The 24,859-nt window shown below is 40.5% G+C and carries 28 protein-coding genes; 21 read left to right on the top strand and 7 right to left on the bottom strand.

The annotated features are described in order from the left end of the window. Nucleotides 1-78: 78 nt before the first annotated feature. The 4 genes from PQ478_RS18130 to PQ478_RS18115 all read left to right on the top strand — a co-directional run bounded on the left by PQ478_RS18130 (nt 79) and on the right by PQ478_RS18115 (nt 3,298). Nucleotides 79-1,023, top strand: a complete 945-nt coding sequence (locus tag PQ478_RS18130; protein ID WP_289235073.1) for a D-2-hydroxyacid dehydrogenase family protein — start codon at nt 79-81, stop codon at nt 1,021-1,023. 248 nt (nt 1,024-1,271) lie between these two features. After that, entirely contained in the window at nt 1,272-1,640 is a 369-nt protein-coding gene (locus tag PQ478_RS18125) for a Na-translocating system protein MpsC family protein (protein WP_289237009.1), read from the top strand. Between the two features lie 123 nt (nt 1,641-1,763). Beyond that, nucleotides 1,764-2,768 (top strand): sodium-dependent bicarbonate transport family permease, encoded by a 1,005-nt coding sequence (locus PQ478_RS18120; protein WP_289237008.1) that lies wholly within the window; start codon nt 1,764-1,766, stop codon nt 2,766-2,768. 44 nt (nt 2,769-2,812) lie between these two features. Continuing rightward, nucleotides 2,813-3,298 (top strand): carbonic anhydrase, encoded by a 486-nt coding sequence (locus PQ478_RS18115; protein WP_289235072.1) that lies wholly within the window; start codon nt 2,813-2,815, stop codon nt 3,296-3,298. 518 nt (nt 3,299-3,816) lie between these two features. Here PQ478_RS18115 and PQ478_RS18110 read toward each other — a convergent pair. Further along, the gene (locus PQ478_RS18110) at nt 3,817-4,980 is read right to left on the bottom strand and encodes an MFS transporter (RefSeq protein WP_289235071.1); all 1,164 of its coding nucleotides are present in this window, start codon (nt 4,978-4,980) and stop codon (nt 3,817-3,819) included. A gap of 127 nt (nt 4,981-5,107) precedes the next feature. Between PQ478_RS18110 and PQ478_RS18105 the strand changes: the two genes are divergently transcribed. Further along, nucleotides 5,108-5,866, top strand: a complete 759-nt coding sequence (locus tag PQ478_RS18105) for a TrmB family transcriptional regulator (RefSeq protein ID WP_289235070.1) — start codon at nt 5,108-5,110, stop codon at nt 5,864-5,866. A gap of 153 nt (nt 5,867-6,019) precedes the next feature. Beyond that, on the top strand, nt 6,020-7,339 hold the full coding sequence (locus tag PQ478_RS18100) for a Na+/H+ antiporter family protein (protein ID WP_289235069.1): 1,320 nt from the start codon (nt 6,020-6,022) through the stop codon (nt 7,337-7,339). A 41-nt stretch (nt 7,340-7,380) separates the two neighbouring features. Here the strand turns inward: PQ478_RS18100 and PQ478_RS18095 are convergent, their stop codons facing one another. Further along, nucleotides 7,381-7,980: a biotin transporter BioY gene (locus tag PQ478_RS18095; protein ID WP_012960275.1), complete on the bottom strand. Its 600-nt coding sequence runs from the start codon at nt 7,978-7,980 to the stop codon at nt 7,381-7,383. A gap of 207 nt (nt 7,981-8,187) precedes the next feature. On the opposite strand from PQ478_RS18095, the gene PQ478_RS18090 reads away from it, so the two are divergent. Continuing rightward, nucleotides 8,188-8,628 carry an RDD family protein gene (locus PQ478_RS18090; protein WP_289235068.1) on the top strand — a complete coding sequence of 147 codons (441 nt, stop codon included), beginning with the start codon at nt 8,188-8,190 and terminating at the stop codon, nt 8,626-8,628. A 47-nt stretch (nt 8,629-8,675) separates the two neighbouring features. On the opposite strand, the gene PQ478_RS18085 is transcribed toward PQ478_RS18090, so the two are convergent. Together PQ478_RS18085 and PQ478_RS18080 are read right to left on the bottom strand one after the other, a co-directional pair. Beyond that, entirely contained in the window at nt 8,676-8,948 is a 273-nt protein-coding gene (locus PQ478_RS18085; RefSeq protein WP_012960273.1) for an HU family DNA-binding protein, read from the bottom strand. Between the two features lie 91 nt (nt 8,949-9,039). Continuing rightward, nucleotides 9,040-9,870, bottom strand: a complete 831-nt coding sequence (locus PQ478_RS18080; protein ID WP_012960272.1) for a YihY/virulence factor BrkB family protein — start codon at nt 9,868-9,870, stop codon at nt 9,040-9,042. A 185-nt stretch (nt 9,871-10,055) separates the two neighbouring features. On the opposite strand from PQ478_RS18080, the gene PQ478_RS18075 reads away from it, so the two are divergent. From PQ478_RS18075 to bluB, 5 genes are all read left to right on the top strand, one after another. After that, complete coding sequence (locus tag PQ478_RS18075; protein WP_012960271.1) at nt 10,056-10,457, top strand: hypothetical protein; 402 nt, start codon at nt 10,056-10,058, stop codon at nt 10,455-10,457. Next, a complete protein-coding gene (locus PQ478_RS18070; RefSeq protein ID WP_289235067.1) occupies nt 10,454-10,873 on the top strand; it encodes a hypothetical protein in 420 nt (139 codons plus the stop codon). Before PQ478_RS18075 ends, PQ478_RS18070 begins: the two co-directional genes overlap by 4 nt. A gap of 103 nt (nt 10,874-10,976) precedes the next feature. Beyond that, nucleotides 10,977-11,450, top strand: a complete 474-nt coding sequence (locus PQ478_RS18065; protein ID WP_022628978.1) for an S-ribosylhomocysteine lyase — start codon at nt 10,977-10,979, stop codon at nt 11,448-11,450. A gap of 125 nt (nt 11,451-11,575) precedes the next feature. Continuing rightward, nucleotides 11,576-13,261, top strand: a complete 1,686-nt coding sequence (locus PQ478_RS18060; protein ID WP_289235066.1) for a glycoside hydrolase family 13 protein — start codon at nt 11,576-11,578, stop codon at nt 13,259-13,261. A gap of 149 nt (nt 13,262-13,410) precedes the next feature. Beyond that, nucleotides 13,411-14,058, top strand: a complete 648-nt coding sequence (gene bluB, locus PQ478_RS18055; protein WP_289237007.1) for a 5,6-dimethylbenzimidazole synthase — start codon at nt 13,411-13,413, stop codon at nt 14,056-14,058. 59 nt (nt 14,059-14,117) lie between these two features. Here bluB and PQ478_RS18050 read toward each other — a convergent pair whose 3' ends face one another. Beyond that, nucleotides 14,118-14,693, bottom strand: a complete 576-nt coding sequence (locus PQ478_RS18050; RefSeq protein WP_289235065.1) for a cysteine hydrolase family protein — start codon at nt 14,691-14,693, stop codon at nt 14,118-14,120. Nucleotides 14,694-14,824: 131 nt separating this feature from the next. On the opposite strand from PQ478_RS18050, the gene PQ478_RS18045 reads away from it, so the two are divergent. From PQ478_RS18045 to yugI, 5 genes are all read left to right on the top strand, one after another. Then, on the top strand, nt 14,825-15,319 hold the full coding sequence (locus PQ478_RS18045; RefSeq protein ID WP_012960265.1) for an Lrp/AsnC family transcriptional regulator: 495 nt from the start codon (nt 14,825-14,827) through the stop codon (nt 15,317-15,319). Then, entirely contained in the window at nt 15,316-16,488 is a 1,173-nt protein-coding gene (locus tag PQ478_RS18040) for an aminotransferase (RefSeq protein WP_022628975.1), read from the top strand. Before PQ478_RS18045 ends, PQ478_RS18040 begins: the two co-directional genes overlap by 4 nt. A gap of 469 nt (nt 16,489-16,957) precedes the next feature. Then, nucleotides 16,958-17,740 (top strand): hydroxyethylthiazole kinase, encoded by a 783-nt coding sequence (thiM, locus tag PQ478_RS18035; RefSeq protein ID WP_022628973.1) that lies wholly within the window; start codon nt 16,958-16,960, stop codon nt 17,738-17,740. A 22-nt stretch (nt 17,741-17,762) separates the two neighbouring features. After that, nucleotides 17,763-18,920 carry a DEAD/DEAH box helicase gene (locus tag PQ478_RS18030; RefSeq protein WP_012960260.1) on the top strand — a complete coding sequence of 386 codons (1,158 nt, stop codon included), beginning with the start codon at nt 17,763-17,765 and terminating at the stop codon, nt 18,918-18,920. Between the two features lie 193 nt (nt 18,921-19,113). Then, nucleotides 19,114-19,536, top strand: coding sequence for a S1 domain-containing post-transcriptional regulator GSP13 (gene yugI, locus PQ478_RS18025; protein ID WP_012960259.1), 423 nt, complete (start codon nt 19,114-19,116; stop codon nt 19,534-19,536). 144 nt (nt 19,537-19,680) lie between these two features. On the opposite strand, the gene PQ478_RS18020 is transcribed toward yugI, so the two are convergent. Then, the gene (locus tag PQ478_RS18020; protein WP_012960258.1) at nt 19,681-19,908 is read right to left on the bottom strand and encodes a DUF378 domain-containing protein; all 228 of its coding nucleotides are present in this window, start codon (nt 19,906-19,908) and stop codon (nt 19,681-19,683) included. A 223-nt stretch (nt 19,909-20,131) separates the two neighbouring features. On the opposite strand from PQ478_RS18020, the gene PQ478_RS18015 reads away from it, so the two are divergent. From PQ478_RS18015 to PQ478_RS18005, 3 genes are all read left to right on the top strand, one after another. After that, nucleotides 20,132-21,295: an iron-containing alcohol dehydrogenase gene (locus PQ478_RS18015; RefSeq protein WP_289235064.1), complete on the top strand. Its 1,164-nt coding sequence runs from the start codon at nt 20,132-20,134 to the stop codon at nt 21,293-21,295. A gap of 353 nt (nt 21,296-21,648) precedes the next feature. After that, nucleotides 21,649-22,998, top strand: a complete 1,350-nt coding sequence (locus PQ478_RS18010; RefSeq protein ID WP_289235063.1) for a glucose-6-phosphate isomerase — start codon at nt 21,649-21,651, stop codon at nt 22,996-22,998. A 105-nt stretch (nt 22,999-23,103) separates the two neighbouring features. After that, entirely contained in the window at nt 23,104-23,526 is a 423-nt protein-coding gene (locus tag PQ478_RS18005) for a YugN-like family protein (RefSeq protein WP_022628970.1), read from the top strand. On the opposite strand, the gene PQ478_RS18000 is transcribed toward PQ478_RS18005, so the two are convergent. Continuing rightward, nucleotides 23,510-24,529 (bottom strand): potassium channel family protein, encoded by a 1,020-nt coding sequence (locus PQ478_RS18000; RefSeq protein WP_289235062.1) that lies wholly within the window; start codon nt 24,527-24,529, stop codon nt 23,510-23,512. The genes PQ478_RS18005 and PQ478_RS18000 overlap by 17 nt on opposite strands. A 116-nt stretch (nt 24,530-24,645) precedes the next feature. Here PQ478_RS18000 and PQ478_RS17995 point away from each other — a divergent pair, with 116 nt between their 5' ends. Continuing rightward, nucleotides 24,646-24,804 carry a hypothetical protein gene (locus tag PQ478_RS17995; RefSeq protein WP_289235061.1) on the top strand — a complete coding sequence of 53 codons (159 nt, stop codon included), beginning with the start codon at nt 24,646-24,648 and terminating at the stop codon, nt 24,802-24,804. Nucleotides 24,805-24,859 lie beyond the last annotated feature (55 nt).

Raw genomic sequence — 24,859 nt, 5'->3', positions numbered from 1 at the left:
TAGCTTCTTTTTTATTTAGGAGGAATGTAAGAGGCTCTTATGGAAATAAATTGTATGAAGAAATAGAAAGTAGGAGACATGATGAAGCTTGTTATTTTAGATGATTATGAACGCACCACTGATCGAATATCCTTTGAACAGCCCTCTTTAGCAAATGTAGAGATGGAAATTTTTTATGATCAGGCAGAGGGAGATGAATTAGTAGACCGTATTCGAAATGCCGATATCATTGTCCCGATTCGAGAGCGTACCCACTTTACACAAGAGCTTCTCATCAAGCTGCCAAATCTTCAGCTGATTGCTCAAACTGGCTCTGGGACTGCTCATATTGATAAAGAGGCAGCACAGGAAAAAGGAATCAAGATTCTTACAACACCTGGAGGGTCCCAAGCTGTGACGGAGCTTGTATGTGGATTGATGATTGCTCATGCCAGACAATTCCTCCCCCTTGATCAAGAGGTAAGACAAAATAAGTGGCCGAATGTTGTGGGCGTGGGCTTAGCAGGCAAGACGTTAGGTGTGATCGGTTTAGGAAAAATCGGTGCTGGAGTAGCAGTTATTGCAAAAGCATTCGGTATGAGAGTGATCGCTTGGGGACCTCGTTTAACAGAGGAAAGAGCCCTTGCACATAATGTTGAATATGTAGAATTAGAGGATTTGTTTTCTCAATCAGATTTTCTTTCCGTCCATGTGAGATTGGTGCCAGAAACTAAGAATCTCATTAAAGCTGAACATTTTGAGATGATGAAGAGAAGTGCGTTTTTTATGAATACATCTCGTGGGGAAGTGGTGGATGAAGGAGCGCTCGTTCATGCCTTGGAAACAAAACAAATCGCCGGAGCGGGCCTTGATGTATTTATAGAGGAGCCGCTTAAGGAAGGGCATCCGCTTACCTTACTAGACAATGTAATCCTTACCCCGCATATCGGCTGGAAGACAGATTCGACGTTTGAAATGTTCTTAAACAAAGCGCTAGATAATGTAACAAAATATCTTAAGAATAAAGCAAAAACAAAAAACTAATTATTAAAAAAATGATTGACACTTGAGAATGAAAAAAGTAAGATGAATTTAACTTAATAACCGAGAGATTTTTGTTTTAACTTCGATTAGAAGAGAGGCTTTAGCAGGCAGTTAATGTACATTGGCTGAATGAAGAAGCAGCTTGTTTGAGAGAAGGAAAAATAGGTATAAATCGGTATATTTCTTAATGGGAGGGGACTCTATTGGGGAATATACCGTTTTTTGTTTGCAGAGGAGAGAGAAAAATGATTTCTAAAACAAAAGGAAGCATGGAAGCTGAAATAAGCAAGGTGTTAACACAGTGGGAAAAAGACTATCTTGGGAGAGGGTCTGTATCTGTGAAAACAGACATTTTGCGAGATATGATTATCGTTAATTTACTTGGAGTTTTAACGCCAGCAGAGCACTCGTTAAGCAAAACAAAAGAGGGTATGCTCTCGATTAAGAGAATAAGGGCCGATTTAATTGAGTCGGGAAAAGATGGATTAATTGACATTATCTCTTCCATTACTGGTGAAGAAGTGAAAAGTTTTCACACCGATGTCAGCACCACTACAGGTGAGAGAGTCATGGTTTTTAAGCTTACAACAAACCTTGAAAAGAAATTGGAAAAGTAAATAGGTGGGAGATCATTCAAAAACCGAAAAGGTAGTTGAAGATAAACCGACAATGATCAGGACTGAATCCTGAAGTTGTCGGTTTTTTTAGTTTAGTTTTTGAAAGTCAGAAGGAGGAAAATGATGCAAGAAATTATGTTGGAAAATTTATTATCGCCTGTCGTTTTGTTTTTCGTATTAGGCATCATTGCAGCCATATGTAAATCAGATTTAAAATTCCCGCCTGCTCTAAGTGAAGCATTAAGTATTTATCTTCTAATAGCAATCGGGATAAAAGGAGGAATAGAGCTATCTCGTTATTCCATTCAAGATGTGCTAGCTCCAATAGCCGCCGTTTTATTTTTAGGAACGATTATCCCTATTTTAATCCTAGTCTTATTGCGACTCATTCAGTTGGATTTAGATAATTCGATTGGATTAGCAGCGACTTATGGGTCTGTAAGCATTGTGACATACGGGGCGGCCATCTCCTTTTTAGATAAGGTTGGTACGTCTTATGAAGGGTTCATGAATGCCTTAGTCGTTTTAATGGAAAGCCCAGCGATATTAGTCTCGCTCGTTCTCTTAAAACTGATTGAAAAAGATAAACAAATAGCTCCCGTCTCACAACGAAGTCTAGGTATAGTCTCCACTTCTCATTTATTTGATAAAGAAGTCCTGAGAGAAAGTATTTTTGGCAAGAGTATTCTTCTATTATTAGGCAGTCTGCTTATCGGTCTGTTTTTAGGAGAGCGTGCCGTTCCGATGATTAAGCCGCTATTTATTGATTTATATAGCAGTGTATTGATCTTATTTTTATTAAATATGGGCTTGGTTGCCGGTGAACGAATTAAAGAAGTAAGAGATTTTGGATGGAAACTATTAATCTTTGGACTCTTCTCACCTGTTCTATTTGGACTTTTAGGAGTTTTGGCAGGTACAGTTGCAGGCCTTTCACTTGGAGGAGCCACGTTAATGGGAGTATTGGCTGGAAGTGCGTCATATATAGCGGCACCAGCTGCTTTAAAGACTTCCGTTCCAAAAGCAAACCCATCTATCTATCTAGGGCTGGCATTAGGAATTACCTTTCCTTTTAACTTAATTGTTGGCATCCCGCTCTACTTTGAAATAGCAAAGTGGATGCAATAAATAAAATTTGAACTACATGCGATCTAATATAGGGGGTATAACAAATGGAAAAGAAAACAGCAGGTAAAAAGACCTTAATTATTACTAGTCTAGAAGGAAATCAGTCATTGTGGCTTTCCTCTGTTTTAAAGAAACCGCTGGATGAATTGCTCTTTATCCACTCATATGGCAGTTTTATTTCTCAGTCGTATGGCTGCATTATCCGCAGTATTATCATGGCGGCTTATTATGAAAATGTTGAAGATGTATATGTCATAGGGGTTGAAGGAGACAAACAGAGTAAGATTCACAGAGAGGATCTTCTGTTGAAAATGGAGGAAGCGGGAGTCTCCGGAAATACACTCCATACACTTGATTACATTAGAGTGGTGGAAAAGGATATCATCTCTTGGTTAACCGGACCTGAAGATATGAAAGAGGTCATTAAGAAAAATATAGACCTTATCGAACGCCACCCCTTAATGCCAAAGACAATCAATGTTCAGGGATTTATTACTGCTAAAGGAGCAAATACATTAAAAGCAATCTAATGAATAAGGGGCTGGAACAAAAGTAAAGTAACTTATGGGAATTTGAATAGTGCAGGTGCGCTCTATGTGCCGCTCCTGAACTATACTTCGCTTTCCATGGGAAGCTGCTGAGCCTCCTCGGGCTTATGCCCTGTGGGGTCTCAGCTTTGCTTTAGCTCCCATAGGAGTCTCCGCATATTTCATCCGCTAAGTTATATTTTTGGAGGATGTTATGTGGAGGATTTAGTTTATGGCGCGCTCAGTTCAAATGAATATTGGACTGAGCTACCACTTGTTACACATCAAATTTCCGAAGCATTTTCTGCTAGTAATGAGGGAGCAACTAAACAACATTCGCGCTCCGTTGATTGTAGCGGAAGGTACTCGACTCCTGCGGGAAGTGCGTGGCCAGGGAAGACCCCACAGGAGCGGAGTGACGAGGAGGCTTCCGGACCGCCCGCGGAAAGCGAGTACCTGCAGCGGAAATCAACAACTACTGTAGGGGGACTTTTTCAGTGACCTGTTTCAGCCCCCTATACTTATGCAGCAGTCGACACTGCTTTTTCTTTTCGTTTTACCATCGACATGATCACCACACCTAACGAGAAGAGAACGAATACGCCTCCGACTGTTGCGTTCATTTCTACAGTCGACTGCTCAATCACAATACCGCCGATCATTGAACCTGCAGCAATTCCAAAGTGAAGAGCAGAGTTGTTCAAACTTTGTTGAATATCAGATGTTTCTGGGGCTGTTTCAATTAAGTAGCTTTGAATTGCTGGAGTAATCGCCCAGCTTAACATGCTCCAAACGACCATCACAACTAAGAACAGCGGCAGAATTGATGTTGTGTATGGAATTGTGAAAATAGAAACAGCAAAAACAATGATTACCCCCACAATCGTAGGCTTTGTCCCAAAACGGTCAGCAAGCATTCCGCCAACACCGCCCCCGATGATTGCTGCCACACCGAAGATTAAATACATCATACTAATCCAAGTCCCGTCCATTCCCATCGTCATACGTAAAAATGGAGTCAGGTACGCATAAAGCGTTAAATGACCAGCTAAGAATAGAAACGATGTTAACTGTATGAGTAAAATCTTTCTATTTTTTAATGTTTGCAATTGCTTTTTAATCGATAGCGCTGGTTTTGGCTCGATTTTGTCCATTAAGAAATAAACACCGATAAACGAGAGAGCAGTTAAGGCCGTAATCATGATAAATGGTGCTCTCCAGCCAAATGCATTTCCAAGCATAAGACCAGCAGGTACTCCGAGTACGAGTGATGCACTAATTCCCATGAAAACAATCCCAATCGCACGTGCTCTAAACTCTTCAGACACGATGTTTGAGGCGATCGTGACACATAGAGCAATTAAAAGAGCCCCGCTCATGGCAGAGATGATCCGTGCCACTAAAAGCATCGCATACCCAGAACTTAATACAGCTAAAAGATTGGCAAAGAAAAACACGACCAAAGCAATTAGCGTCAGTTTTTTTCTTTCCATTTTAGCTGTCGCCGTCAATAAGATCGGTCCAAAGACAGCAAAGACTAATGAGAAAATAGAAATGAGCATCCCGACTTGACCTAGTGTTACTCCAAGATCAAATGCAACGAGATCTAGGATGCCTCCCAATATAAGTTCTACTAAACCTACGATAAAAGAAACAATCGTTAATAAATAAACTCGTTTATCCATAAAAACACCTCTTTAATTAGTTACCACTAGAAGGGTAACATTAAAAGGTGGATGGCACAAGGAGAAATTTTATGATTATGTTTCCTGTGCTATGATTAAGACAAGGATAAATAAAGGAGAATGCAGCATGCTTCAACAATTTGGATTTACACAATATGAAAGCCAAGTGTATACGTCACTTATCACAGTGAACCAGCCGTTAGATGCTACGGCGATCGTGAAGCGCTCAAGTGTTCCAAGGTCAAAAGTATATGAAGTTCTTCAGCGTCTCTCAGATAAAGGAATGATTCTAGAAGCTACAGTTGAGAAGAAACGCTTATATACAGCGCTTCCGTTAGAATCAGTTATTGAAAAATTAAAAGCAGATTTTGAGGAGAATATTGAACAACTTAAAAAGATTGAAGTGGAAGATGTACCGCTTGATGACCGTATTTGGAGCTTGAAGGAAAACCAATCGATTCAATCCTTAATCAAGGAACTAACGGAAGGCGCAGAGCGTTCGATTTATCTATCTGCATGGGGCGATGACCTGAATCAATTTCTTCCAATATTAGAAGATAAAGATCGACAAGGGCTCGACATTCATATTCATGCGATTGGAGAAATTGAGACAAGCATTAAAGCCGTGTCCACTCTTATTCCTGATCAGCATCATAATACGCTAGAACGCAGCAGGATTTTAATTGTCGATCAAAGAGAAATGCTCTTTGCCGGGATTGAAGAGTCGAGCTGGCAAGCGATCCGTACCCAATCACCGCCTTTAGTAAAATTCTTCACGGAATTTTTCTATCATGATGTGGCTTTGACGAAAATTACAAAACGGTATAAAGAGACAATTATGAAAGACGAGGAAATTAAAGATATATTGCTGAAATTACGTTACTAACAACACTTGGATAAAGAGCCAAGTGTTTTTTTTCTTTAGTCCTTTATCACACGAAAGAAAGTCATTGACAATGAGGTTCGTAGAATGATAGTGTATATGTATGTTTTAGTTCATTAGTGATTTAATAAGATAAAGGATTAGGAGTTGATTTCGATGAATGCTGTATTACTCGCAGTCATCGTGATGCTTGTACTTAGTTTGGTACGTGTACACGTGGTGCTTGCCTTAATCATTGGAGCACTTGTAGGTGGATTTGTAGGCGGACTTGGACTTGAGCAGACGGTGGCAGTATTTAGTGATGGGTTAGGAGGAAGTGCCACTGTTGCATTAAGTTATGCTTTACTTGGAGCGTTTGCAGTCGCTATTGCAAGAACAGGTCTTCCTGATATGATGGTCAACACAGTAATTAAGCTTGTGGGACGTAATGGAGATACAGAGAAACAGATATTATCTAAAGCACTTATTTTCTTTTCTATTCTTGTCATTTCTTGTTTCTCTCAAAACGTGATTCCAATACATATTGCGTTTATTCCGATTTTAATCCCGCCGATCTTAAAAGTGCTTAATCGTCTAGGAGTAGATCGCCGGGCCATTGCTGCAATCATGACATTTGGTTTAACAGCACCTTATATATTCCTGCCTTATGGCTTCGGTGCTATCTTTCACGGAATTGTAGCGGATAATATGGCAGAGAGCGGTTTAGCGATCGAGCTTGGCGATATTCCGGTGGCTATGGCGATCCCAACTGCAGGGCTTGTTCTAGGGCTGATTGTAGCGGTATTTGTTACATACCGTAAACGTCGTGTGTATGAAGATCGTCCGATTATTGGGGAGGCTTCAGAACAAACTCCTTATACTACATGGTCGATCACAGCAGCTATTATCGCTGTTGTGGCTACCTTAGTCGTTCAGCAAGTAACGGAGTCTATGATTATTGCTGGATTAGCTGGTATTGTGATTTTATTAGTCAGCGGCGTTCTGAAATGGAGAGAAGCTGATGATGTTGTTACAAATGGTATGAAGATGATGGCATTCATTGGGTTCGTCATGCTTGCCGCATCAGGGTTTGCAGCGGTTATTCGTGAAACCGGTCATGTTGAGCTATTAGTGGATCAAGTTTCAGGGATCCTTGGAGATAGTAAAGCTGTTGCTGCCATTCTTATGTTGTTGGTTGGATTATTCATCACAATGGGAATCGGTTCTTCATTCTCAACGGTCCCTATTATTGCAACTCTGTTTGTACCGCTTGGTATGGCAGTAGGTTTCAGTCCAATGGCGATTATTGCTTTAATTGGTACAGCAGGGGCATTGGGTGATGCCGGAGCGCCTGCATCAGATAGTACGCTTGGACCAACGGCTGGTTTAAATGCTGATGGACAGCATAACCACATTTGGGATACATGCGTACCGACATTCCTTCACTTTAATATTCCGCTATTAATCTTTGGATTTGCAGCGGCAATGATTTTATAAGCAGAAGAACCCCCTCAAACGAACTTGAGGGGGTCTTCGCTTTATGAAGCTAGCTTTCGTTGAAGGGGGTTCGCGTTTTTATTAACCGTGTGATAAATACGAGAAGCAAGAACAGCTGCGAAAATTGTAAAGATGATATCTTTTACAAGAGGTGCAACCATCCATGACCAAGCCATACCGTAAGTGATCGCATCTAGGTCTGCAATAAATTGATAAGCGAAGTACATATAATTCGTTCCGAGAACATAATTTATCGTAAGACCCACAAAGCATGCAACCATAAATGTTGAAACGGATTTCTTGCTGCTTCTCTCAATGATTTTACCAACGACAAAAGCTAGAATGATAAAAGATAATAAAAATCCAAACGTAGGGCTGACAAGAGAACCTAAGCCTCCGCGAAATTGGGCGAAAACAGGGAAGCCAGCTAGTCCAATCAGGACATAAATCATCATAGCTAGAGCACCGCGTCTTGAGCCTAAGAGAGCACCGGCTAATGTCGCAAACAGTGTTTGCAGCGTGATAGGTACCCCGCCAATCACTAAGAAGGATGTAACGTTTGCACCGATCGCCATTAAGGCTGCAAACATTGGGATAAGGACCAGTTCAATAGTAGAAAAATAGCGTTTACGACTTGACATATGTTCACCTCATGTTAGTAATTAGTTAACATTAGAATAATCTGAACATTGTTTTTTGTCAACTAGATTAAACGTCTTGTTAACAATGTTTGTGATAGTTTGGGAGAGTGAATAGTGATATAATGGAAAATGTTTGACTAATGTTTATCATATGGTTAACGTACTTATGAATAATAAAAGAGGTAAGAGAAGAAAGGGGAAGTCTATATGGTGAAACAGCCCGCGGGATTTTGGATCCGTTTTGGAGCTTCTATTTTAGATGGATTGTTATTAGGACTTGTTACATTTATCATTTCAATGGCTTTGAATTTTAATGAGGATGGGCAGTTAATTTTTGATTCGGTTGTTCAGTTAGCCTATCTGCTGATTCTTCCTGTCTTATGGTACGGCTATACGTTAGGGAAAAAGGTATGCGGAATTCGTATTGTGAGAATGGACGGCAGCAACGTTGGATTCGGTACGATGCTTCTTCGCGTGCTCGTAGCAGGTTTTGTGTATGTGATTACACTAGGGATTGCCTATGTTGTATCGGCATTTATGGTCGGCTTACGTAAAGATAAACGTAGTATTCACGATATGATTGCGAATACGTATGTAACGTATGAGAAGCCAGTAGAAAATGAAAATCCATATCAAACCAAAGCATAAAATAAAAGCATGAACCTAATGGGGTTCATGCTTTTTATTTACATTAATTACTTAACAGCATCTTTCAGTTGTTTACCAGCTTTGAATGCCGGTGTTTTTGTTGCAGGAATATCAATTTCTTCACCAGTTTGCGGATTGCGCCCTTTTCTTGCAGCGCGTTCACGCACTTCAAAGTTTCCAAAACCGATCAATTGAACGGTCTCGCCTTTTGACATTGTTTCTGAAATCACATCAAATACTTCATTTACTGCGTTCCCTGCATCTTTTTTAGATAATTGCGTACGTTCAGCAACTTCATTAATAAGTTCTGTTTTATTCATTATTCCCAACTCCTTTAAATATCTTCGTCCTGCCAATCTGATACAAGCATTGACCGTTTTCAGACTTTTATACATGAATTTAGTGAAATGGCTATAAATTCTCTGCTTTCGCCCGTTTTTGGTGAAAAATTGTCGCATTGATCTCTCCGCCGACGATGATAATCAGACCGGTTAAGAAAAACCAAAGCATTAGGATAATGACTCCGCCTAAACTTCCATAGGTTGCTGAGTAGTTACCAAAGTTAGTCACGTAATAGGAAAAAAGCAGAGAGATGATTTGCCACCCTATAGTAGCACTTAATGCCCCAATTATGACTTGTTTAAACTTCAATTTTACATTTGGTGCTGCCCAATATAAAAACATAAGAACAAGAGTCATAAGCCCGATCCCTATAATCCACCTTAATACGTTTAAGAATTCAGCGGTCTCGGGTGGTACGGCAAACAAGTATTCCATTCCATTAATAATTAATTTACCAAACACCGGCAAAAGGAGGGTCGTTACCACCACAAAAATCATGCATAACGTAAGCAGGATCGAAAGCAATCGCAGTGACAGGAAATTCCTTGTTTCCTCAATGCCATAGGCGCGGTTTACAGCGCGAATGAGGGCATTTACTCCATTTGATGCTGACCACATGGCTGCGATTACCCCAAATGAGACTAAACCGCCTTGAGGGTGGCTGATCACTTCAAGAATCGTATTCCCAAACAAATCGGCTAAATCGCTTGGCACATAATCATATAAGATTTGATACACTTGATCAATATTTAATTGAAAGTATGGCAAAAGGGCGATCATAAAAATCAGCAATGGGAAAATAGATAACATGAAGTAATAGGCAAATGTAGCTGACCAATCTGGGATGGGATCCGTTTTTAATTGTTCCATAAAATGCTTCATAAACGAGTTCTTTTTCATTGATTAATCCTCTCTGTAACAGATTAGGACAAGCTTTTGTACAGTGAACATTATTCGTTCAATTAGTATTCATTATTCCCTTGCTTATTACCCGCTCAAACTATTGTATAATAAGAAGTTGGTAATGATGATTGACCTTCAGATCATTTATTCACTCGACATTCAATTAAAAGGGGAGAAGATTAATGAGCCGTACAAAGTTTTTATTAAGAACATCTGCCATTTATGCGTTGATCGGAACGTTTATGGGTTCACATATGGCTGGAGCAGGGTCGATGATGTTAAGAGCGATTCATGCTCATATTTTAGTAGTTGGCTGGCTTTCGCTGTTTGCTTTTGCAATTTTTTACCGGGTATACCCTATCCCAAAGCAGTCTAAATTAGCCGCTGCCCAAGTATGGACTGCATTTATTGGTGCTTTTGGACTGACAGCAGGCATGTACATTTACTACATGAAGCCAGACTTTATACCAGAGATCGTGCAGTTATTATTCTATATTATCGGCGGAACAGTCCTAGTGGTAAGCTTTATTTTATTTGCTGTTATGACGTTTGTACACAGTAAAGGGATGACGGATAAGGAATGAAGACATTTATAGCAGAAGAACCCAAGATTCTCTGGACGATTCTATTTTTTATGGCGATGACTTATGCGTATGCTCTAGAAGGTAATACTCAGTACTTTGCTTATGCAGCGATGGCTGTAAGCTTTCTAGCATTAACCACTCGTTATCATCTAACGGTAGAAGAAGATAGACTTGTAATGATAATAAAAGTAGCTGGTGTGAAGGTTCGGACGAAACAATTGCAAGCAATGGAGATTACAAATGTCCATCAAATTATTGCAGGATCGAAAGTCATTTTCATTGTTACGGGCAAGTCAGGTCAGCAGATGAAAATTCATCGTTTTAAGCCGCATTCATTTGAACAAGAGGTTAGTGAGTTTGTTGATCGTAATGGGGTATCATTGAAACAAACAGTCACTAAAGAACGGAAACAATAGTCATATAATCAGAAAATTCTCGTAAATGTTTAGACTTCTCACTTTTCATTCGTTATACTGTAGTCAACTGCTAGATTAAAGCAATTAACAAGGAGTGATCAGTGTGCCGACTGTAGAGAGTTTTGAGTTAGACCATACGATTGTAAAAGCACCTTTTGTCAGACATTGCGGGCGTCATGATGTAGGAACTGACGGGGAAATTAATAAATTTGATATCCGTTTTTTTCAGCCTAATAAGCAAGCGATGAAGCCTAATGTCATCCATACGATGGAGCATTTACTTGCGCTGAATGTTCGCCGCTTTGCCGAAGACTATGACCATTTTGATGTGATTGACCTCTCACCAATGGGCTGTCAAACAGGTTTCTACTTAATTATGAGCGGGGCGCCTTCGGTTGATGAGATTATTGATGTTCTTGAGAAAACGATGAAGTATTCTATTGAACTTGATGAGGTCCCGGCTGCGACTGAGAAGCAGTGCGGACAAGCGAAGCTTCATGATCTAAAAGGTGCAAAGAAACTGATGGAATACTGGTTAGAACAGGATAAAGCAAGCTTGCGTGAAGTATTTGCTTAAGTGATGAAGAGCATGGGGAGAACCTCATGCTCTTTTTCGTGCCGGTTGAATCTGTTAGCAATAATCGATAAAATGGCAGGATGAAATACATACTAATCTAGAATAAACAAAAAGCAGGTGCAGAAATGGACAAACAATGGTGGAAAGAAAGTGTCGTTTATCAAATCTATCCGCGCAGCTTTTATGACAGCAACGGGGACGGAATAGGAGATATTAAAGGAATCATTTCGAAGCTTGATTATCTAACTGAACTCGGGATTAATGTTGTCTGGCTTTCACCGGTGTACGAATCGCCTAATGATGATAACGGCTATGATATTAGTGACTACAAAGCAATTATGGATGACTTCGGGACAATGGAAGACTGGGATCAATTATTAGATGAAATGCATAAACGCGGTATTAAGCTTGTCATGGATTTAGTCGTAAATCACACATCTGATGAGCATCACTGGTTTGCAGAATCTCGTTCATCTAAAGACAACCCTTACCGTGATTACTATATTTGGCGGCCGGGAAAAGGGGATGAACCCCCGACTGATTGGATTGCCTCTTTCGGCGGCTCAGCGTGGGAATATGATAAAGAGACAGATGAGTATTTCCTGCATATGTTCTCAAGAAAGCAGCCTGATCTAAATTGGGAAAATGAACAGGTGCGTCAAGATGTATATGAGATGATGCGTTTTTGGCTTGATAAGGGTGTGGATGGTTTTCGAATGGATGTCATAAATATGATCTCCAAAAAAGAAATTCTGCCAAGTTATGATGCGTATCAAAAAGAGGACGCTGAAGCTGAGGCGTATCAGTTTAATCTGCCAGGGGTTCATGATTACTTACGTGAAATGAATGAGGAAGTATTATCTAAGTACGATATTATGACAGTTGGAGAATGTCCGAAAGTCACTCCAGAAGAAGCAATTAAATATACAGCGGTCGAGCGTCAAGAGTTAAATATGGTCTTTCAGTTTGAACATATGGGCCTTGATAAACATAAGGGCAGACCAAAGTGGGAATTGAAGGAACTGGAATTACGTGATTTAAAAAATAATCTTTCCAAATGGCAAGAGGAGTTAGCGAATTCTGGGTGGAACAGCTTATATTGGAGCAACCATGATCAGCCCCGAACTGTCTCTCGTTTTGGGGATGACACCCACTATCACAGAGAGTCTGCAACGATGCTTGCTACGCTCCTTCATATGATGAAAGGGACGCCGTACATCTATCAAGGCGAAGAGATTGGCATGACCAATATCCATTTTGATTCGATTGAAGACTATCGTGATATTGAAACGCTGAATCATTACCGCGAAATGGTTGAAGAAAAAGGGATGAGGCCTGTGGATATAATGCCAGCCATATATGTGAAAAGCCGTGACAATGCACGTACGCCAATGCAGTGGAGTGCTGAGGAAAAGGCTGGATTTACAACAGGCACGCCTTGGATCGACGTAAACCCAAATTATCAAAACATAAATGTGGAGCAGGCATTAGAAGACAAGGATTCTATTTTCCACTATTACAAGAAGCTGATCCAATTAAGAAGACAGCATGAAGTCATTGTTTATGGAAAGTATCAACTGCTAGATGCCGATCATCCGTCTGTATTTGCCTATGAAAGGGAGTTAAACGGCGACCAACTTATTGTCATCTGTAATTTTTACGGTGAAGAGACAACGTTTGATTTAGGAAATAGAAAGGCAGCAGAAGTGGTCATTAGTAATTACGTAAACGAGCTGCCAGCAAGTGATGAAATTAAACTTAGACCATATGAAGCCATTGTTTACCGGTTAGATAATAACTCTCGCATGTAATGCGAGGGTTTTCATTTTGAATAAAAAAAGCTAGCTCAAAGATCCATTTGATCATAGAATAGAAGTAATGATTATTTGTGGAAATATAGAAAGCAAGGGGGAGTTTTATCGTGTCTAATAATGATAAGTCTAATAAGGATATAAATGAAATGTTTAACCAAGAAGAAAAAGATTCAATTTATAAAGTAATAGCAACTCGCCGTGACGTAAGAACATTCTTGTCTGCTCCAGTAGAAGAGGAGAAAATTCAACGGATCATTGAGGCTGGACACCAAGGTCCGTCTGTTGGCTTTATGCAGCCGTGGAATTTTGTTGTTGTACAAAGTGATGAAGTGAAAGAAAAGCTTGCTTGGGCGGCTAATAAAGAGCGTCGTGCGCTGGCTATTCATTATGAGAATAAAGATGATCGCCATCAAAAATTCTTATCACTTAAAATTGAGGGATTAAAGCAAGCGCCTGTGACGATTTGCGTGACATGTGACCCGACTCGAGGCGGCTCTCACGTACTTGGCCGTAACTCTATTCCAGAGACGGATATTCTCTCAACTGCTTGTGCGATTCAGAACATGTGGCTTGCCGCAACCGCAGAAGGTCTTGCTCTAGGGTGGGTAAGCTTTTATAAAAAGAATGATATTCGCGATATTCTTAACATCCCGCCTCATATTGAGCCAATTGCTCTATTGTCCATTGGATATACCGACAACTATCCAGACAAACCAATTCTACAATCCTCCGGCTGGGAGAAACGCCGCGAGCTGGAAAGTCTTATTTTTAATGAGAAATGGGAGTCGAAATAAAAATGGAGAAAGCCTGTCATTAAATAATGGCAGGCTTTCTTTTTTATCTAAAAATAATCCTATTTAAGCGGCAAAACCAAATCGACAGACGGTGTAATATCTGCTTTCGCCACATTCTGCATCAGATGAAGGGCTTCCGTATTCGCTTCTGCTGTATTAGATCCAGAGCAATCGCTTGGTACATATATTTTGTAGTCATGCATATAAGCATCATTAGCTGTAAAGAGTACACACATATTACCCGCAACTCCAGTTAGGATAAGGGTATCCACATTTAAATGTTCCAATAGTAGATTTAGAGGTGTTGCAAAAAAGCCTGAGAACTTAGGCTTTAAGACGAAATAATCCTTCTCTTCGTCAGGATGGAGGATTTCAACAATAGGACGGCCCTTTACATCGTGTTCAAGGCAGTGAGCAACTAAATGTCTGAAATCAGATTGCCATTTTCCGTAATTATCATTGACGTAAATGACAGGAATATGAGCTTCGTTTGCTCTCTTTTTAAGAGCTGCAATATTTTTCGCAACAGGCATAGCATGTTTGATTAACAGCTCCGAATCCTCAAATTCAAAGTCGCTGATCATATCTATAATTAAAAGAGCTGTTCGGTTATTTGATGAATTAGATAGTTCCATTTATACAAGCACTCCTTTGTGTAGATTTATTCAGAATTTTATGTGAAAAACGTATCGAAAAATAGCTAATATGTTATGATAAACAAAATTGAACCAATCCATGCGCTATAAGCGAAAGGAGATAGAGAGAGATGGAGAGTAAAGCAATTGATATTTTGCATATTATAGAAGAAAATGGCCGCGTTTCCATACCGACCTTAGCTAAAATGGTAGATGCTTCTGAAGAAGAAGTAAAGGGGCTCTTGAAGAAGCTTGAGGATGATCACATTATTTTAAGCTACTCTGCGGTAATTGACTGGAGCAAAGTGGATCAAAATGAAGGGGTCACGGCGATGATCGATGTTAAGGTGACTCCCCAGCGCGGAGTAGGTTTTGATCAAGTAGCGGAGCGGATTTATCGTTTTCCTGAAGTGAAAGCTTTGTACTTAATGTCTGGTGCGTATGATTTATCGGTAGTTATTGAAGGGAAAACGATGTCTGAGATTGCACGCTTTGTTTCAGAGAAGCTTTCAACTGTAGATTCTGTTTTATCCACAACAACGCATTTTCAGCTGAAGAAATATAAACATGATGGCGTGGTCTTTGGAGAAGGAGAAGAAGATCGCCGAATTGTGGTGGCACCATGACAACCAAACAAGTAAACAAACGTTTATCTAAAAAAGTGCAATCCATCCAGCCATCAGGCATAAGACGATTTTTCGACCTTGCATCAAGTATGGATAATATCATTTCACTTGGTGTTGGGGAGCCTGATTTTGTGACACCCTGGAACGTACGTGAAGCAAGTATTTCTTCGATGGAGCGCGGTTTCACTGCTTACTCAGCCAATGCGGGCATCATTGAATTAAGAGAAGCAATCTCTAATTATATGACTTCTCGCTTCTCTGTTGATTACGATCCTGAATCAGAGATTTTGGTAACTGTAGGGGCAAGTGAAGCCATCGATGTCGGGATGAGAGCAATAGTAGATGAAGGCGATGAAGTCATTGTCGTTGAGCCGAGTTTCGTATCGTATGCGCCTTTAGTATCGATGGCAGGCGGGGTGCCTGTGGCAGTAGGGACGAATATTGATACTGATTTTAAAGTGACCGCTGCTCAAATTGAAGCTGCCATCACAGACCGAACGAAAGCTATGATGCTCTGTTTCCCAAATAACCCAACTGGCTCTACAATGAATCAGGAAGAATTAAAAGAGATTGCCGAGCTGGCTGAACGCCATGATCTATTAGTATTCTCAGATGAGATCTATGCCGAGTTGACCTATGACGAAGAGCATGTAGCCTTTTCGAGTCTTGAAGGAATGAAAGAGAGAACGGTCATCATTTCAGGGTTTTCAAAAGCATTTGCCATGACAGGATGGCGTCTTGGCTTTGTATGTGCCCCAAAAGACTTGCTTAGTGCAATGCTGAAAATCCACCAATACAGCCTTATGTGTGCACCGACGATGGCACAGTACGGTGCGCTAGAGGCACTGAAGACCGGTATGGATGATGTATACCGCATGAAGCAGTCCTATAAGCAGCGTCGTAATTATTTTGTTAAATCTTTTTCTGAAATTGGATTGGAATGTCACACGCCAGGCGGTGCCTTCTATGCTTTCCCGTCGATTGAAAAAACAGGCCTAACATCTGAACAGTTTGCAGAAAAGCTTTTGCTAGAAGAGCGAGTCGCTGTTGTTCCTGGACATGTTTTCGGTGAAGGCGGCGAGGGGCATATTCGTTGCTCCTATGCAACGTCTATGGAAAATCTCGAACAGTCGGTTGAGCGGATCGGCCGGTTTTTAAAACAGTTTTAAGCTGATAGAAGTTGTGTAATAGTTGAGGTCTTGAACAATGGTAAGTTTTCAGGGTATTTATGCGTCTGTTACTAAGATGATTGCGCTCCTTACTCGCGCAATTGCGTCGGTTAAAGGTTTATTTGCGTCTTTCTCCACTAATTGCGTCAGTTAAAACATATATTGCGTCAAGGCACAGCGGAATTGTATCTTTTCAGAGAGTAATTGCACCGTTTCACTAGCCAAAGCAACGTATCTACATCAGAAGAGCTGCTCCTCACTTTTAGAGGAGCAGCTCTTTAACATAAAAAAGGAGGCAAGAGCATGGCGCTCTTGCCTCAATTATGGGGGAATACGATTGTAATACCTAGTATGACCAATCGGGCACACTTTAAACGTCTCAAACTAAAAAAATATTAAATTTGTTTTCATAAATAAAAAAAGGTAAGATTTTCTCAAACCCAACTATTTATCGAAGGGAAGTAATGACATGCTGTTAGAACGAATTAAAACAGAAAACCCGCTTATTCACTGTATGACAAATGTGGTGGTTACAAACTTTACTGCTAACGGATTACTCGCACTCGGTGCTTCTCCTGTTATGGCGTATGCGAAAGAAGAAGCAGCCGACCTAGCCCAGGTGGCAGGCGGCCTATTATTAAACATAGGAACACTATCAACAGAAGAAGTAGAAGCAATGATCATAGCTGGAAAGGCAGCAAATCAAGCTGGAGTTCCGGTCGTATTAGATCCGGTTGGAGCAGGGGCGACGTCGTTTCGAACAGAAGCGAGTCTTAAGATCTTAAAAGAAGTAGATATTACCGTTCTTCGTGGAAATGCTGGGGAAGTTGCATCTCTTGTAGGAGTAGAAGCTTCTGTAAAAGGTGTTGACGGAGCGATGGAAGGTGATACGATAGAACTTGCTAAGCTTGCAGCAAAACAGTTTTCTTGTGTAGCAGTTGTGACAGGAGAAGTGGATGTGATAAGTGACGGTGTTCATGTCCAAACGGTTTACAACGGTCATCCATGGCTGACTAAAGTTGTTGGGACAGGCTGTTTACTTGGTGCAGTAGTAGCTGCGTTTATCTCGGTATCAAAAGACGATATTCCGAATGCTTGCAGGGAAGCAGCCGCTTATTACGGAATTGCAAGTGAACGTGCATTTGCTGAAACGAACGAACAAGGTATCGGTTCTTTTCAACAAGCATTTTTAAATCAATTAAACAAATTGACTGATGCGGATGTTAAACAATTAACGCGCACAGAAAAATAAACAAAAAGAAAGAGGCTTAACTATGAGAGGTACGTTTGAAATCGACGGCTTGCCGTCAATGTATCAGGAAGCATTATCGAAAATGGGAGTAAGCGAACCAACTGATATCCAAGCGAAAATGATTCCAGAAGCACTCCAAGGTCAATCCATTATCGCACGCTCGCAGACAGGAACAGGGAAAACACTTGCTTTCCTTCTGCCGGCTCTTGCAAAAATTAACAGCAAGGAAAAAGGGCTGCAAGTATTAATTCTTGCCCCAACTCAAGAGCTTGCGATGCAAATTGTTGAGGTAGCACGTGAACTAACGAAAGAGGCACCGATTGAAATTGGTTCATTTATAGGTGGTGCGAATGTTAAACGTCAATTAGAGCGTCTAAAAAAGAAAAAGCCGCAGCTTGCCGTTGGGACACCAGGCCGTGTGCTGGAACTTGTAGACATGAAAAAATTGAAATTGCATGAGTTAAAAGTCGTTGCAGTTGATGAAGCAGATCGCATGCTAGGAGAGAAATCTTCATGGGATGCTTTTACGGAAATTGCAAAGCGTGCCGGCCGTGATCGTCAGTTCTTATTCGTATCCGCGACGTTACCCGATGACTTTGCTGATATGATCGCTTCATTTGCACCTTTTACAGTCGAGATGGAAGCCGAGGGAGGCCTGTTGGTCGATCATATTGAGCATTTGCTCATTCGCGTGGAAGCAAGAGAGCGAGTCGATATGGCTAGAAAGCTGATCCATGCTGAAAAAATTGAAAAAGGGATTGTATTTGTTAATCAGCTTGAAAAATTAGCTGAAACCACAGAAAAGCTCGTATACCGGAAAATTAAAGCTGCTTCACTTTCTTCAGACAGTACGAAGCAAGAACGTGAGAAGGCTCTAAATCAATTCCGCAAAGGTGACATTCACATTTTAGTAGCTACAGATATAGCGGCTAGAGGACTTGATGTTGATGATGTGACCCATATCATTCAATTAGATCCTCCTGCAAGTCCTGATAGTTATCTTCACCGAGCAGGACGTACAGGTAGAATGGGCAAAGAAGGCAAGGTCGTTACTTTCATTGAACGCAAAGATGAATATAAGGTTGAAAAGTACAAAAGAGAGCTTGGAATTGAGCTTGATGAACGATTTATTGCAGGCGGAGTATTAACTTCGGAAAAGCCCAAAACAGGTAAACGTTAATTAATCCATAAGCCATCTGACATGTCGTCAGATGGCTTATAAGGTGTTGTCTCATTTCTTGTTTTACGTTTCTATATAAACCTGTTAAGATAAGCAAAGATGTAAAATAAAAACTTTTTAAACGATGTTTTGCGTAAAGTCGCATCCTATGTTAATATTAAAAGGTTAATAAATAGTTAGGAGATGTATGTAGATGTCAAATTATGAAGTAGGCAGTATTGTAGAAGGTAAAGTAACAGGAATCAAGCCTTTTGGTGCGTTCGTAGCAATTGACGAGCAAAAACAAGGCTTAGTACACATTTCGGAGGTAGCTCACGGTTTCGTTAAAGATATCAATGATGTTCTTTCTGTAGGCGATGAAGTTAAAGTGAAAATCATGAACGTAGAAGAAAATTCTGGTAAGATTTCACTTTCTATCCGTGCTACACAAGAAGCTCCTGAGCGCCCAGCTCGTCCAGCTAAGCCTCGTAACACTGGCGGCGGTCAAGGCGGACGTAAGCCTCAACAACAAAACAAACCTCAACAAGGTTTCAACACACTTGAAGATAAGCTTAAAGAATGGTTAAAGCAATCTAACGAAATTCAAGCTGATCTTAACAAGCGCGCTAAGAAGTAATTCTTGCCACCGAAGCATCCGGTTATACTGGATGCTTTTTTATTTTATATATGGGGAGGAAAGCATCATCTATTGGAGAATATAGTGAGGCGTAGGAATTAAAAGAAGCACCTCAAATCAAGATTTGAGATGCTTAAGCCATTTTTATCGTTCTGTTTCTGGTACGCGTTCAAGTTCCTCATCAGGCTTGAACAGAATTGAAATACAATAAAGACCAGCTAGACCAACAAGCGCGTAAATTAAACGAGATAGGCCTGCAGCTTGTCCGCCAAAGATTGCCGCGACAAGGTCAAAACGGAAAAATCCGATCAGCCCCCAGTTAATTGCGCCGATAATCGCTAAAACAAGCGCTGTACGTTGAATACCACTCACACCATTCACCTCCTGCTATTAAGGATTTGCACAACCATCGATGTGAGGGTGTGCTTCCCTTTTAGAATGAGGATGTCAGTGGACAATTATTCACTTATACCGTTGCCTATTGTTAGGAGACAGTGTTAATTTATGGGAACTGGGATTTGAAGTCTGTTTCCTTTACATATGTCACGGTATTTGTTGATAATAATAGGTAAATCCCTATCAAGGAGGAATACATATGAATCCATTTGTTTTTAAAAATCCAACTAAATTAGTTTTCGGTAAAGGCCAGAATGAAGAATTAGCCAATGAAGTAAAGCGTTATGGCAAGAAAGTATTAGTGGTTTATGGCGGAGGCAGTATTAAACGAAACGGTTTGTACGATCACGTCATCAGTCAATTAAGTGAGATCAATGCCGAAGTGACGGAACTTGCAGGTGTTGAACCCAACCCGCGTTTAACGACGGTTCGAAAAGGAATTGAGCTGTGCCGTGAACATGATATCGAGTTTATTTTAGCTGTAGGTGGCGGAAGTGTTATTGATGCAACAAAGGCGATCGCTGTCGGTGCAAAGTACGAGGGAGATATCTGGGATGTCATCACGAAAAAAGATACGCCAAGTTCAGCACTTCCTTTTGGAACCATTTTAACTCTTGCTGCGACTGGTTCAGAAATGAATGCAGGGTCCGTTATTACGAATTGGGAAACTAGCCAGAAAGTCGGCTGGGGAAGTCCGTTTTCATTCCCAGCATTCTCTATTTTAGATCCGAAAAATACATTATCTGTCCCAGAAGACCAAACGATCTATGGCATGGTTGATATGATGAGTCATGTAATTGAAGCGTATTTCCATCATGCTGAGAATACACAGCTTCAAGATCGTATTATGGAGTCAATTTTATTAACAGTGATGGAAACAGCGCCGAAGCTGCTATCTGACCTTAATAATATTGAACACCGCGAAACAATTCTTTACTGTGGAACGATGGCTCTAAACGGCATTACTCAAATGGGGCTAAGAGGAGACTGGGCGACACATAATATTGAACATGCTGTGTCGGCAGTGTATGATATCCCGCATGCAGGAGGATTGGCGATTATTTTCCCTCACTGGATGCGCAATAGTCTTGAGGAGAGAATCGAGCGGCATGTACAGCTTGCGACTAGAGTACTCGGAGTTGATCCAGAAGGCAAAACTGATCGTGAAATTGCACTTGAAGGAATTGATAAATTATCAGCTTTCTGGACGGAGCTTGGTGCACCAAACCGCTTAGCTGATTATGATATCGACGAATCACAAATTGAACGCATGGCTGGAATTGCAGCTGAAAACGGCGAATTCGGCAACTTTAGAAAATTAAATAAAGACGATGTGAAAAAGATTTTAACAGAAGCACTATAAGGTGAAGATAGACTTGGACTGAAGATTGTATTTAAGGGGTTTTTTGAACGAAGCAATTCCTTAGCGGAAGAAATATACGTAGACTCCAGTGGGATCCAAAGCAACGGTGAGACCCCGCAGGGCGAAGCTCGAGGAGGCTCACCAGCTTCCCACGGAAAGCGAAGTATATTTTTGGAGCGGTGTGCTTCCTAAATTCCACTTTAACATTCTTCTTTCCAAGTCTTTTTTCTTTAAGTATTAATTAATTTTCCACTGGTTCCGCTTACATTGTCAGATGAACTTGATTCTTATACAGGCATTCGGTTAAAGTGAATAGTGATATGAACGTAAATGATTAAGGAGGCATCACCTTCATGGAAAAAATTCAATTCGATTATTCAAAAGCACTGTCTTTTTTTGGACAACATGAAATTGATAACATGCAAGATGCTGTAACTGCAGCACATGAAGCTCTACATAACGGAACAGGTGCAGGAAATGATTTTTTAGGTTGGATTGACCTGCCAACAGCGTACGATCGTGAGGAATTTTCACGCATTCAAGCAGCGGCTGGAAAAATTAAAAATGATTCCGACGTACTTCTTGTCGTTGGAATTGGGGGCTCATACCTAGGAGCACGTGCAACGATTGAAGCATTGAATCATTCTTTTTATAATGTATTGTCAAAAGAAGAACGTAAAGCGCCGCAAGTATTCTTTGTTGGAAACAATATTTCTTCAACGTATGTAAAAGATTTATTTGCTTTGCTTGAAGATAAAGATGTGTCTGTGAATGTTATTTCAAAATCAGGGACAACGACAGAGCCAGCTATTGCTTTCCGTATTTTTCGTGAATTTTTAGAAAAGAAATACGGACAAGAAGAAGCGCGTCGTCGTATTTATGCAACAACTGACCGTGAAAAAGGTGCTCTAAAAACTCTTGCAAATGAAGAGGGATATGAGTCCTTTATCATTCCTGACGATGTTGGGGGGCGTTTCTCTGTACTTACTGCAGTAGGACTTCTGCCAATTGCTGTGAGTGGTCTTGATATTGAAGCACTGATGAAAGGTGCTGCTGATGCAAGTGCTGATCTTTCTAATCCAGACCTTAAAGAAAATCAAGCATATCAATATGCTGCTGTACGTAATGCGTTTTACAACAAAGGAAAAACGATTGAACTGATGGTGAATTATGAACCATCTCTTCACTATGTATCAGAATGGTGGAAGCAGCTTTACGGAGAAAGTGAAGGAAAAGACGGAAAAGGAATTTTCCCTGCTTCTGTTGACTTTTCAACAGACCTGCACTCAATGGGGCAATATGTCCAAGACGGCCGTCGTGACTTATTTGAAACAGTATTGAATGTAGGGAAGGTACGGGAAGAGATTAAGATTGAGGAAGCTGATAATGATCTTGATGGCTTGAACTACCTTGCAGGCGAAACGATGGATTTTGTGAACAAGAAAGCCTTTGAAGGGACAATGCTTGCTCATACTGATGGCGGAGTGCCAAACTTAATTATCAATATCCCAGAACTAAACGAATACCATTTCGGTTATTTAATTTATTTCTTTGAAAAAGCATGCGGCATCAGCGGCTACTTACTTGGGGTCAACCCGTTTGACCAGCCAGGAGTAGAAGCATATAAGAAGAACATGTTCGCTCTTCTTGGGAAGCCAGGCTTTGAAAAAGAAAAAGCTGAGCTAGAAAAACGCCTTAAATAAAGATAGTTGAGATCACGCTTTTGCGTGATCTTTTTTGTTTGCTCATTTTTCTTTCGGTCAAAGCACATACTAGGTGTACATTATTTATAAGAAAGGGTGGGGTGAATGATTGCTTTACAATCTGCTGTAGAAGGTAAAGAATTTAAACTTCAAGTATTAGAAGAAAAACTGAAACCGCTTGGCTATGTTATAGGAGGCGGCTGGGATTATGATCAAGGATATTTTGATTATAAAATTGATGAAGAGGTAGGGTATACATTTTTGCGGCTGCCTTTTAAGCCGGTTGACGGAGAGCTAGGGGAAAGAGGGGTAAGTGTTTCATTAGGGCAGCCATTTCTTTTAAGTCATAAATTTCAAAAAGGACTTGATGATAATACAGATCCTCTAAATGGGTTGATTCCGATGACATACAACAGCGTCTTTAACCAATTTCAAGAACCAGTAGATAAAGACGCTAAAGTAGACAATAAATACATGACTGTTGCAAGGAGCTTAGTTCAAGAGCTTGAACTTACTTTATTGTACTAGCATGGAGCCTGTTAATTAATATTAATAAATCACCTTGCTGTATCACTGTGTCATGAGGCGGATGGAGTAAAACTTCCTCAGAACGTTTTACTCCAATTAATAAATCTCCTCCGTTGTATAATTCGATTAACAAAGCAGCAAACGTTTTTTTTACATGTTCTTCCACGATGGGGCTGAATGTTAATTGAGTTCTTTCATTAAAAGTTAATAAGTCGTCTAGTACGTCACTCATGTGATGGTATAACAGACTGTTTATCAGAACTGAACCTGTCAACGTAGTAGATTCCACAATTTCATCCGCGCCAGCCCTTTTAGCGTTAGCAATTTGTTCAGTTGTTAACACTTCCACAATCGTATACACTTCTGGATGCTGAGATTTGACAGCCAATGTGGATAAAATTGAATGAGCATCCGATGAAAACTCACTTCCTTGATGCTGCGCAGTAATAAGCACGCTGCTTGCGAGCCCTATGTTTGCCTGTTTTAATGTAGCATCCTCACTGCTGTTTCCTCTGACAAAATGAATATGTCTTAATCCTTGAGGCAGCTCCTGCAACGTATCATCAATTAATACGATTGATGATTTAGGTTTTACTTTTTGCAAATTTTCAATTGCGTGCCTGCTCCGTTCGTTCCATCCGATAATAATAACGTGCCCATCACCCATAAATGTTAACATCCCTTCACGAAAAGCGTTTACAGTCGAGATCGTTTTAGCGGCAAGTGAGGTGACAAACAGAGTCATAAACCCCACTCCTGAAAAAATTAAAATAATTCCTAAAACACGTCCGATTGTTGTTACTGGTACAAAGTCCCCGTAGCCTACTGTAGAGACAGTGACTAGCGCCCACCATACGGCATCAAACCAAGTAGGGAACACATCAGGTTCGATAAAATGAATAATTAATCCAATCGTAGTGGCTAAAATGAAAACGATGGATATTAATCGAGCGACAAGCGGAATACGTCCTACAAGAGCACGTAATACAACTAACTCTAACATGGTCGACAACCACCGATCCCTTTTTAATTAATAGTAACCAGTATAACCACTCTCTTGTCCTAGCAATCGTATCTCTGCTAAGATGAATGTGGAATGTATGAAGAGGAGAGGGACATATGGTAACTGCTGTTATTTTTGGATTTGCTATATTTTGTGGCTGGCTTGTCTTCGATGTCACAAAGCACAAGAAACTCACGTTAGAAAATGTCATAAGTTCTCTCGTGGTTGGCATAGTTGGGGCACTAGGCTGGTGGCTGTTAGATTTAATCTTTTAACATACAAAAAGGAGTATTTCTCATTAGAAATACTCCTTTTTTAGCTTCTATGCGA

Origin of the sequence: Alkalihalophilus pseudofirmus (assembly GCF_029094545.1) — a bacterium.
Lineage (GTDB): Bacteria > Bacillota > Bacilli > Bacillales > Bacillaceae_D > Alkalihalophilus > Alkalihalophilus pseudofirmus.
This window is presented reverse-complemented; position numbering and strand designations above follow the sequence as displayed.